Source organism: Rhodococcus sp. NPDC056516, from assembly GCF_042794655.1.
Classification (GTDB): Bacteria; Actinomycetota; Actinomycetes; order Mycobacteriales; family Mycobacteriaceae; genus Rhodococcus_F.
This window is the reverse complement of sequence record NZ_JBHTTG010000014.1, coordinates 17,437-30,423: the sequence shown is the minus strand read 5'-3', so window position 1 is coordinate 30,423 and position 12,987 is coordinate 17,437. Positions and strand designations below refer to the sequence as shown.

Below are 12,987 nucleotides of genomic sequence, written 5' to 3'. Positions count from 1 at the left end.
GGTGGTAATTCGCTGATTGCGACGCAGGTGACGTCTCGGTTGGGTCAGGCGTTGGATGCTTCGGTGTCGGTGCGGGAGTTGTTCGAGGCGTCGACGGTGGAGGCGTTGGCTGCTCGTTTGGGTTCTCATGTCGGTGGTGGTTCGCGTGCGGCGTTGACTGCGCAGGTGCGTCCGGTTCGGGTGCCGTTGTCGTTGGCGCAGCAGCGTATGTGGTTCCTCAACCAGTTGGATACGAGCTCGGCAGGAAACAACGTCCCGGTTGCGATAACTCTCACCGGAAAACTGGACGTGTCGGGGCTGGAACAGGCAGTTCACGACGTTATCGGCCGCCACGAGGTTCTGCGCACGGTCTACCCCGAGGTCGACGGCGTCGGCTATCAGAAGATCGTTGCGCCTGCTGATGTCGACGTGAACCTCGCTGCAACCTTGGTCTCGGATTCGGAGATTATTTCCGAGGTAGCGAACTTCGTGGCGACGGGCTTCGACGTGACAACCGAGGTTCCGTTGCGCGCCAAGCTGTTCCAGATCAAGGCCGACGAGCATGTTCTCGTATTCGTGGTGCATCACATCTCGACCGACGGTTTCTCGATGGGCCCGTTGACCCGCGACATCATGACCGCCTACTACGCCCGAACCAACGGCCAGGCTCCGACCTGGACGCCGTTGCCGGTGCAGTACGCCGACTACTCGTTGTGGCAGCGTGAGGTTCTCGGGTCCGAGGAGGATCCGCAGTCCGTCATCGCGCAGCAGATCACTTACTGGGCGCAAGCACTCGACGGTGTGCCCGAACAGTTGAATCTTCCCGGGGATCGGGCTCGGCCGGCGGTATTCTCCGGTCAGGGAGCAACATTCGAATTCTCGATCGGCCAGGAACTGCACGAGAGGCTCATCGGTGTCGGTCGTGAGCACAATGCGTCGATGTTCATGGTGGTCCATTCGGCGCTGGCATCACTTCTCGCACGTCTGTCAGGAACAACGGATATCACCATCGGCGCGCCGATGGCAGGACGAGGTGAATCCGAACTCGACGATTTGATCGGAATGTTCGTCAACACTTTGGTGCTGCGTACCGAGGTTGATCCTTCGGCCCCGTTCACCACACTTCTGTCGTCGGCTCGAGAGACCGATCTTCAGGCGTTCGCGCACTCGGACCTTCCCTTCGAGCGGCTCGTGGAAGTTCTGGATCCCGTTCGATCGAGGGCACACCACCCGCTGTTCCAGGTGGCATTGGCGTTCCAGAACCTGGGGCAGAATTCGTTGGCTCTGCCGGGTCTGACTGCCGCCGAGTTCGCAATCGACGAGACTGTGGCCAAGTTCGACCTGCAGCTCACGATCAGCGAAGTAGCGGAGGGACTGTCGGCGACGTTCACGTACGCGACGGATCTGTTCGACGAATCGACTGTCCGGGGATTCGCCGCACGGCTGATGCGAATCCTGAACGGAATTGCGGCGGACTCCACGAGTGCAGTGGGTGACATCGAAATCCTCGACGCGTCCGAGCGCGAAGTTCTGACGAGCCAGAGGGCTTCGTCAGGAGTTGCCCAGGCGCCGTTGGCCGAGATTCTTGCCGACGCTGCTGCGCGCTACCCGGACAACGTCGCATTGCGCTACCCCGGCACGGCGCAGGCCGCTGCCGGTAGGTCCATGACGTATCGCGAGGTCGACGAGTGGTCGTCGAAGCTGGCCCGCGTTTTGATCAACCGTGGTCTCGGGGCTGAAGATCTTGTCGCGGTGTCGATTCCGAGATCCGTCGAATCGGTACTCGCGGTCTGGGCAGTGTCGAAGACCGGGGCAGCGGTGGTTCCGATCGATCCGCACTATCCGGCAGACCGTATCGCGCACATGCTCAGCGACTCCGGTGCGAAGGTAGGCCTGACCCTCGACGTCGAACGTCCGAATCTCACCGACGACGTCGAGTGGTTGGTCGTGGACGGACCGCTCGGCGAACAGATGACCGCCGGAGTGTCCGGAGCGTCAATCGCTGCCGAGGAACGTGTCCGTCCACTGACGACTGCTCATCCGGCTTGGGTGATCTACACCTCCGGCACGACCGGACTGCCGAAGGGCGTTGTCGCGACCAACGCGGGTCTGGCGAGCTTCAGTGTCACGCAGGCCGCGCATTACCTCGTGAAGCCCACCTCGCGGACGTTGCACTTCGCGTCACCGAGTTTCGACGCGTCGATGCTCGAGTTGTTCCTCGCGGTTGCCACTGGCGCGGCGATGGTCATCGTCCCGCCTGGCGTGTACGGCGGCGACGAACTGGCCGAGGTGTTCCGTAGTGAACGAGTCACGCATGCATTCATCACACCGGCGGCTCTGGCGTCGATGGACCCGAGCGGCTTGGACGACCTGTCGGTCGTAGGCGTGGGCGGCGAGGCGTATTCGCCAGAGCTGATCAGCAAGTGGACGACAGGGGAAGGCTCGGCGGCATCGGCATCGGCATCGGCTCCCAGGACGTTCCTGAATGTCTACGGCCCGACCGAGACGACGATCGTGACGAACGTCAGCGTTCCGCTTCTGCCCGGTGACCGAATGGACATCGGCGCCACGATCGGTGACATGGCCGCATTCGTTCTGGACACACGACTCAATCCAGTTCCACTCGGAGTCTCGGGCGAGCTCTATCTGTCCGGTCCTCAGGTCACGCGTGGCTATCATCGTCGCCCGGGCCTGAGTGCCGATCGATTCGTGGCAAACCCGCACGGGAATCCCGGCGAGCGTATGTACCGGACCGGTGACGTGGTCCGTTGGGTCGCTGGAACCGCACCGTCCACTTACGCAGTGGAATACGTGGGCCGCAACGATTTCCAGGTCAAGATTCGCGGTTTCCGTATCGAACTCGGTGAAATCGATGCATCGCTGACGGCACACCCCGAGGTCGAGTTCGCTGCGACGATGGGTACGACCCTGCCGTCGGGTGCTCCGGCACTGGTGTCGTACGTGTTCACCGGAAAGCACGCTTCGGTCACTTCGGCGGAATTGATCGAATTCGTCTCCAGAACCCTGCCGGCCCATATGGTTCCGGCTTCGGTCATGGTCTCCTCGGACATGCCGCTCAGCCCGGCCGGCAAGCTGGACCGAAAAGCGCTCCCAGCACCGGTTTTCGAGACCAAGGAATTCCGCGCCCCGGTCACCGAGATGGAACAAATCCTGAGCGAGATCTTCGCGGACGTTCTCGGCCTGGATCGCATCGGCACCGACGACTCGTTCTTCGCTCAGGGCGGCGACTCGATCATGTCCATCCAACTCGTCTCTCGTGCGAAGGCACGTGGGGTCGTATTCGCACCCAGTGACGTCTTCGAGAGCAAGACTGTCGCGGCATTGGCCGAAGTGGCGAAGTATGCCGCCGACGTCGAGGCCGCGGTGGTGCTCGAGGAGTTGCCGGGCGGTGGAGTCGGCTGGATGCCGTTGACGCCGATCGAACGATTCATGGTCGAGCGCGGTGGCAGCTACAACCGATTCACACAGACGATGACTCTCGAGCTACCACTCGGAGTGCAGCGAGCCGACATCGTGCGAACACTCGCTGCAGTCGTCGACCACCACGACATGTTCCGCTCGCGGTTGATCTCCGACGGTCGCGGATGGGGAATGTCGGTCTCCGAGCCTGGAACCGTGGACGTCGAGGATTTGCTCAGCCGCGTGGATGTTGATGCGTCTGCGGATGAGTCGACAATTGTTCTCACGGCTTCCAAGGGCCTCGACGAGGCTCTCGGCCGGTTGAATCCGGCGGACGGCGTAATGGTTCAGTTCGTGTGGGTCGACTTCGGTCCCACTCGCACCGGGCGCTTGATCATTGCTGCACATCACCTGATCGTCGATGGGGTCTCCTGGCGAATCATCGTTCCGGATCTGGTGTCGGCTGCGGCTCAAATGGCCGGGGCGAGCGGAGCGACGGGGGATGTGGCTCTCGAGCCGACGGGTACGTCGATGCGACGCTGGGCTCACGCACTATCCGACGAGGCGCATCGCGATTCGCGTGTGGCCGAGCTGGATACGTGGCGGAAGGTGTTGCAGACACCGGACCCGGTGCTGGGCAAGAGGGCGTACGACTCTGCCGTCGACGTTGCGGCAACGGTTCAGCGGATAAGCGTGACGGTCCCCGCTGAGGTGACCGAGACTCTGCTGACCACGCTGCCGGAGGTATTCAACGGCGGCGCCAACGACGGCCTGCTCGCTGGACTGGCACTCGCGCTGATCGAGTGGCGTCGCCGAGCCGGAATCGACTCGTCATCTGCCCTGCTGCAACTCGAGGGCCACGGCCGCGAAGAAGCAGTGATTCCTGGCGCGGATCTGTCAAGGACCGTTGGCTGGTTCACCGCTGCCTTCCCGATCAGTCTCGATCTTTCCGAGGTAGACCTGGGTGACGCTTTCGCCGGAGGTGATTCGGCGGGACGCGCGATCAAAGCAGTGAAGGAACAGCTGCTGGCGATCCCGGACAAGGGCGTCGGGTACGGACTGCTGCGCTACCTGAACGAAGACACGCGCGCAGTGCTTTCTCGCTTCGCCGGGGGACAGGTCAGCTTCAACTACTTGGGAAGAGTTGTCGCTGAGGATCTTCCGGCAGGTGTCGAGGGACTCGGGTGGCTGCCGGCCGGCGATTTCGCCAACGTGTCAGCACCCGAAGACGTCGACATGCCCGCAAACAAAGTCGTCGACATCAATGCGATCGTCAACGACGGCGCAGACGGTGCTGTTCTGGAGGCATCCTTCGCATACCCCGTCGGTGCCATCGACGGCGAGAGTGTCGAGGCATTTGCACAGATTTGGGTCGAAGCACTGACTGCCCTGGCGGAGCATTCTCGCTCCGTCGGAGCAGGTGGACTCACGCCGTCCGACGTGCCGCTTGTCTCTGTGAGCCAGCGGGATATCGACGGCTTCGAGAATCGATTCGGAACAGTGACCGACATCTGGCCGCTGGCGCCGCTGCAGTCCGGTTTGCTCTTCCACGCGATGTTGGCGGAATCCAGCGTCGACCTCTACTCGGTGCAGATGATTCTCACTCTGTCCGGGAAGGTTGATTCCGACCGATTGCGTACTGCAGCACAGGGAATCATCGACCGCTACGCGAACCTGCGAACGGCATTCACGGCCGACGACGACGGCACGCCGGTCCAGATAGTCCTCGCGGACGTCGACGTCCCGTGGCGGAACATCGATCTCAGCGATATTGCGGCCGTCGACCGTGAGGCAGCCCTGAACGAAGTTTTGACGGCTGACCAGGCGACGCACTTCGACATGGCGTCACCGCCGTTGATTCGGTTCACCTTCGTCACCATGGCGGAGGGGGACTATCGCTTGGTGGTGGCGAATCACCACATCATTCTCGACGGTTGGTCGGTGCCGCTGCTCTTGCAGAACCTGTTGGCGCTGTACGCGACGCGTGGTGACGACGCGGTTCTTCCGCGTGTGCGTAGCTATCGCAATTACCTGGCGTGGCTTGTCGATCAGGATCGTGATCGATCACTCGCAGCCTGGGCGGATGCGCTTTCCGGCGTCGAAGAGCCGACGCTGCTTGCTCAGGTCACAGGCGGACAGGAATTCACCGCGCTGTCACAGAAGCTGAACGTGTCGATGTCGTCGGAGACAACGACGGCGCTCACAGCTCTGGCCGCACGACTCGGGGTCACCGCCAACACGATCGTGCAGAGCGCGTGGGCGGTCCTGCTCGGTGCGTTGACCGGAACCGACGACGTTGTCTTCGGTGCAACAGTGTCCGGCCGGCCACCGGCGCTCACCGGCGTCGAATCGATGGTCGGGTTGTTCATCAACACCCTCCCCGTGCGGGTGCGCCTCGACGCCGCGGAGTCCGTCGAAGAATTGGTTGCCAGGGTCCAGATCGAGCAGGCGAGAATGCTTGATCATCACTATCTCGGTTTGACCGATGTCCAGAAAGCAGCGGACGTCGGAACACTGTTCGACACGTTGGTTGTATTCGAGTCGTACCCGGTCGACCGTGAGGGCCTCGCCGCACAGGCGGATGTTCTCGACGGAATGATGATCGACGACATCGCTTCGGACGATTCCACGAACTACCCGTTGACTCTGCTGATCGCACTCGACGAGCAGTTGCACTTGACGCTGCGGTACCTACCGGACTTCTTCGATGCCGACTATGCAACTGCGTTGCTGGACAGAGTTCTTCGACTGCTCTCCGCCGTAGCCACCGATCCTTCGGTGCGTGTTGGTGACATAGATATTTTGGATTCTGTTGAGCGTTCGTTGGTGCTCGAGGGGTGGAATGACACTGTTCACGAGTTGACTGATGGTGCTTTGTTGCTCGATGGGTTTGTTGCGCAGGTGGCGGCAACGCCGGACGCGGTGGCGCTCTCGTTCGAGGGTGTGTCGCTGTCGTATGCGGAGTTCGATGCTCGGGTGAATCGTTTTGCCAGGTATTTGGTTTCGGTGGGTGTGGGGCCGGAGTCGTTGGTGGGTGTTGCGGTTCGTCGGTCGGTTGATTTGTTGGTTGCGGTTTACGGTGTGCTCAGGGCTGGTGGTGGGTATGTTCCGGTGGATCCGGATCAGCCGGCGGAGCGTAATGGGTTTGTGTTGGCGGCGTCGTCGCCGGTGTGTGTGGTCAGTACTTCTGATGTTGGTTTCGATGCTGGTGTGGTGCCGGTGGTCGAGGTTGATGTTGTTGATGTGTCTGGTTTTTCGGATGCTCCTGTCTCGGATGTGGATCGGGTTTCGCCGTTGCGGTCGGGGAATGCGGCGTATGTGATTTTCACGTCGGGGTCGACGGGTCGGCCGAAGGGTGTGGCGGTCAGTCATCGCAGTGTGGTCAATCAGGTGTCGTGGTTGGCGGAGCGTTATGCGGTGTCGGGTTCTGATGTGGTGTTGCTGAAGACTCCGGTGACGTTCGATGTGTCGGTGTGGGAGTTGTTTGTTCCGTTGGCGGTGGGTGCTCGGTTGGTGGTGGCTGCTCATGATGGTCATCGGGATCCGGGGTATTTGGCGTCGGTGGTGGCGGCGGAGTCGGTGTCGATGGTGTCGTTTGTGCCGTCGATGTTGGAGGTGTTCGTCGATCAGGTGGTCGATACGTCGGAGGCGACGATCTCGCGCCGCGGTGGTGCTGGGTTGGGTTCGTTGCGGGTGATTTTCGCGGCGGGTGAGGCGTTGCCGGCGTCGGTGGTGGGTCGGGTGTTGTCGGTGTTGCCGTCGGTTGAGGTTCATAATTTGTATGGTCCGACGGAGTTCACGGTGCATGCGACGGCGGCGGGTCCGCTTGATGGTGTGGGTGTGGTGGTGCCGATGGGTGCTCCGGTGTGGAATTCGTCGGTGTTGGTGTTGGATTCGCGGTTGCGTCCGGTGCCGGTGGGTGTTGCGGGTGAGTTGTATTTGTCGGGTGTTCAGGTGGCTCGTGGGTATCACGGGCGGGTGGATTTGTCGGCGGAGCGGTTTGTGGCGAATCCGTTCGGTGGTGTGGGTTCGCGGATGTATCGCACGGGGGATGTGGTGCGGTGGATCGGTGTGTCGGGTGAGCTCGAGTATGTCGGTCGTAGTGATTTTCAGGTGAAGTTGCGTGGTCAGCGGATCGAGTTGGGGGAGATCGAGTCTGCGGTTCGGGATCAGGTGGGTGTGGGTTCTGTGGTGGTGGTGGTGTGGCGTGATCAGTTGGTTGCGTATGTCACTGCTGCGGTGGGGTCTTCGGTTGATGTTGATGTGGTGAAGGTGGGTGTGGGGGAGCGGTTGGCGTCGTATATGGTGCCGTCGCAGTTTGTGGTGTTGGATGCGTTGCCGCTCAATGCTTCGGGGAAGTTGGATCGGAAGTTGTTGCCGGAGCCGGTGTTCGAGGTTGCGGTGTTCCGGGCTCCGGTGACGGCGGTGGAGGAGATCGTTGCGTCGGTGTTCGCCGAGGTGTTGGGTGTGGATCGTGTGGGTCTCGATGACGATTTCTTCGAGCTCGGCGGCAACTCCCTCAACGCCACTCGCACGATCAAGCGAATCGCCGACGCTCTCGATACCGAACTTTCGGTTCGAATTCTGTTCGAAGCGTCCACGGTGCAGGATCTCGCGGCACATGCCGAAAGCCGGACCGGTTCGGGCGGGCGAGTCGCGCTGACCGCTGTCGAGCGGCCAGAGCGGATTCCGCTTTCGTTGGCGCAGCAGCGTATGTGGTTCCTCAACCGATTTGACGGGAGCGCTGCGGCATACAACATCCCGATGGCGCTGCGCCTTCAGGGTGATCTCGATGTCTCGGCGCTGAGCGCGGCCATCTCTGATGTGATCGGGCGGCACGAATCACTTCGAACCGTCTACCCGGAAATCGGAGACGGTCCGGTGCAGGTCGTCAAGCCCGTGTCGAGTTGGTCGGACGAAATCGTCGCAGAACCGACCGGCGTGGACGAGCTCGAAGGTGAGTTGGTTGCGCTGGCGTCGACGCGCTTCGACGTCACACGCGAGATTCCGATTCGTATCCGGTTGTTCCAGTTGGCTTCCGACGAATACGTACTCGGTGTCGCGATTCATCATATTTCCGCCGACGGTTCCTCGATGGCACCGTTCGCTCGAGATGTCGTGACCGCATACGCCTCGCGGGTTGCCGGGTACACACCGTCCTGGGCTCCTCTCGACGTTCAGTACGCCGACTACAGCCTGTGGCAGCGAGAGGTGCTGGGCAGTGAGGAAGACGCGGGATCTATTGCTTCGCAGCAGATTTCGTACTGGAGTGATGCTCTTGCCGGGCTGCCTGATCAGCTTGCACTTCCCGCCGACCGGCCGCGCCCAGCGACGCAGTCCTTCCGCGGCGGTTACCTGCATTTCGATATCGATGCAGAGTTGCATGCTCGGTTGAGCAGTCTTGCCAGGGCAAACAATTCGACGCTGTTCATGCTCACGCACACTGCGTTCGCGATGTTGTTGGCTCGACTGTCCGGAACCGAGGACATCGCGGTGGGCACACCCATTGCCGGACGCGGTGAGCGGGCACTGGACGATCTCATCGGCATGTTCGTGAACACCTTGGTGTTCCGTACACAGATCGACAGCAGTGCACCGTTCCTCGACCTGCTCGGACGTGTCAGGGAGACCGACCTTCAAGCATTCGCACATTCGGACGTTCCGTTCGAGCGACTCGTGGAGGTGCTCAACCCACCGCGTTCGACCGCTCGTCATCCGCTCTATCAGGTCGGCTTCCTGTTCCAGAACATGGAAACCGGAGGGCTCGAGCTTCCGGGACTCACCGTCAAGGGCGTCGATATCGACAATGGGGTCGCGCAGTTCGATCTTCAGTTGATCGTCAGTGATCGGTACGACGCCAACGGATCTGCAGCCGGCATCACGTCGATGTTCAGCTACGCGCATGATCTGTTCGACGAGTCGACCGTGCAGGACTTCGCCGATCGATTCGTGCGTTTGCTCGGGGAGATCGCGTCCGATCCGTCGTTGACCGTCGGCGACTTCGCGCTGCTGGATTCGTCCGAGAGCGACCGGATCCTGAACCGCTGGAACGAGACCGATCACTCCGTCCCGGAAGCCACTCTGGTCGAACTGTTCGACGAGCAGGTCGGTTCGAACCCAGGCGCGGTGGCATTGGTCGCAGGAAACACGTCGCTGACCTACGCCGAGTTCGATGCACGTGTCAACCGACTCGCACGCCATCTAATTGCAACCGGTGTCGGTCCGGAGTCGTTGGTCGCGTTGGCAATCGAGCGATCGGTCGAACTGCTGGTCGCCATGTACGCGGTGTTGAAGGCAGGTGGTGGATACGTACCGATCGATCCGAACCACCCGTCGGACCGCATCGAGTACGTGTTGACCATGGCAGATCCGGTCTGCGTCCTCACGGCCACGACCACTGCGCAGAATCCGGCGTTCGGTGATTCCGTGATCGAGGTGGACACGATCGATCTCGCGTCCTACGCGGAAGCGACGGTTACCGATGCGGATCGCAGTGCTCCACTGCGAGTGGACAACACCGCCTACGTGATCTTCACGTCGGGATCGACGGGGCGGCCGAAGGGCGTCGCGATCTCGCATCGGGCGGTGGTCAACCAGATTCTCTGGAAGCGCGATCAGTACAGCCTGGACCGATCCGATGCGATGGTGCTCAAGACCGCGGCAACCTTCGACCTCTCGGTCTGGGAGTTCTGGTCGGCACTGACATCCGGTGCACGACTGGTGATCGCCGAACCCGAAGGTCACAAGGACCCGAGCTACCTGCTCGACCTGATGACCCGGGAGAAGGTCACGACGCTCCACGTGGTGCCGTCGATGCTCGCGATGTTGCAGTCGGCGTCCGAAAATCGCCTTCCGGAATCCCTCCGTCAGGTGCTCGCGATCGGTGAAGCGTTGCCGGCCGCGACCGCGACCGAGTTCGCAGAACTCAGCGACGCGCAGTTGGTGAATCTGTACGGTCCGACCGAGGCCGCGGTCTCGGTGACAGCGCACGTCGTCGGTTCGGGCGACACGACCTCGGTGCCGATCGGTGCCCCTGAATGGAACACTCAGGTGTTCGTGCTCGACACGCGTATGCATCCGGTCCCCGTCGGAGTCACCGGGGAGCTTTACCTCGCCGGTGCCCAGCTTGCTCGCGGCTATCACGGACGTGCGGATCTGACGTCGGAACGATTTGTGGCCAACGTCTTCGGTGACGCGGGTTCGCGGTTGTACCGCACCGGCGACCTCGTCCGGTGGACGGAAGACGGTGAACTCGACTACGTGGAGCGCGCCGACTTCCAGGTCAAGATCCGTGGCTACCGCATCGAACTCGGCGAGATCGAAGCGCTTCTTCGCAAACAGGCCGGCGTGGACTCCGCTGTGGTGGTGGCCAAGTCGGATGCGCGTACCGGTGATCGACTTGTCGGCTACGTCGTTCCTCAAGGCGGGGAAAGCATCGATGTCGAAACATTGAAGCGGACTCTTGTGGCGGAGTTGCCGAGTTACATGGTGCCGGCGGCATTGATGGTCTTGGACGAACTACCGCTCAACATCAACGGCAAGGTCGATCGCAAAGCCCTGCCCGACCCCGAATTCGAGGCGACCGAATTCCGTGCGCCGACCAACCCCGTCGAAGAGATCGTCGCGGGTGTGTTCGCTGACGTACTCGGTGTCGCGAGGGTCGGACTCGACGACGACTTCTTCGAGCTCGGCGGAAACTCTCTCGTCGCGACGCAGGTCGTGTCGAGGCTGGGTGAGGCGTTGGACGCGCAGATTCCGGTCCGTGTGATCTTCGAGGCCTCGAATGTCGGGGCATTGGCGTCGAGGGTTCTCGAACACGCGGGATCTGGTGGCCGCCCACCGTTGGTGGCTCAGGTGCGTCCGCACGAGATCCCGCTGTCGTTGGCGCAGCAACGTATGTGGGTGCTCAATCAGTTCGACAAGACATCGGGTGCGTACAACATCCCGGTCGCGATCCGGCTGTCCGGCGCACTCGATGTCGACGCGCTTAACTCCGCGGTGTCGGATCTGATCGAGCGTCACGAAGTGCTCCGGACGGTATACCCGGACCAGGGCAACGGACCGGTTCAGATGATCCTGGCTCGCTCCGCAGCGAGGGTGGGACTGGAAGTGATCGCGACCGACGAAGCGTCGGTCGCCGAGCAGGTGGCTGACACAGTTCGCGAGGGCTTCGATGTCACGACAGCCGTTCCGTTGCGAATCCGTCTCTTCGAGGTGGACGAATCCGAGCGGGTCCTCGTCGTTGTCATTCACCACATCAGCGGTGACGGCTTCTCGATGGCTCCGTTGATCAGAGACACCATGGTTGCGTACACCGCGCGCTCCGGCGGAGAGACGCCGGAGTGGGCTCCGCTCGAAGTGCAGTACGCCGATTACACGTTGTGGCAGCGTGAAGTGCTCGGATCGCCGGAAGACGCGGACAGTCAGCTGGGCCGTCAACTCGCGTACTGGGTGAACGAGCTCAAGGGCACTCCGGAGCTTCTGGAACTGCCGACCGATCGGCCGCGGCCGGCGCGGGCGAGCATGCGCGGTGCGGAATTCGAGTTTGCGGTCGATTCCGAGACCACGGACCGGCTCGCCACGATCGCACGGGAGCAGAACTCGACCGTTTTCATGGTGGTTCACACTGCCCTGGCCGTGCTGCTGGCGAAGATGAGTGGATCGAACGACATCGCAATCGGTACGCCGATCGCGGGCCGAGGTGAACGGGCTCTCGACGATCTTGTCGGGATGTTCGTCAACACGTTGGTCCTGCGAACGGAGATCGCTCCTGCTTCGACGTTCGTCGACCTTCTGGCACACGTGAAGGACAAGGACTTGTCGGCATTCGCCAATGCCGACGTCCCGTTCGAGCGGTTGGTCGACGAACTGGGGCGAGAGCGCTCTCACGCATACTCGCCGCTCTTCCAGGTCATGCTCACGTTCCAGAACATGGCTCTCGGTACTTTCCAACTCCCGGGCCTCGAACTCTCTGCGGTCGACAACGGATTCGACCAGGCGATGTTCGATCTGCAGCTCACCGGTATCGAGCAATTCGATGATGCCGGGGTGCTGTCCGGGCTGAGGATGCGTTTCACCTATGCGACCGACCTGTTCGACGAATCGACCATCGCGCTTTTCGCGGCGCGATTCGGGCGAGTGCTCGACGAACTGGTGACCGATCCCGAGGTCGTGATTCGTACGATCGACATCGTGACCGAGCAGGAACGCGAGGAAGCGAGTGCTGCCGAGCCGAAGTCCGCGGCAGATCTGCCCGAACTGGCAGCCGCGGCGGCGGCCGCCGATCCTGAGGCAGTTGCGTTCACCCACGGTGATCAGACGGTCACCTTCAGCGAGTTGTCGACCAAACTCGTTGCCATGCGTACCGCCATGGGAGCCGCTCTGGCCCCCGATGCTCTGGTATCAGTGTCGCTCGCCGGCCTTGTTCCGGGCATCCTGCCGGCACTCGGCGTCGACGGACTCGCCACACTTGTGAGCTCGGTGATAGCTGACGCACAGTCGGTGTCAGCGGGCCATGGGGGTACGGCCGGGTAACATTCAGTATTTGCCCAGTGAACGCCTCCGGCCGAGCAGAACACTGTGCTCGGC

Annotated in this window: 1 protein-coding gene; it reads left to right on the top strand. The window is 61.8% G+C overall.

Annotation, left to right across the window (positions count from 1 at the left end; genetic code table 11):
- The coding region (locus tag ACFQ6Y_RS30205; protein ID WP_378640502.1) for an amino acid adenylation domain-containing protein at positions 1-12,933 on the top strand (12,933 nt) is incomplete at its 5' end.
- Positions 12,934-12,987: the final 54 nt, after the last annotated feature.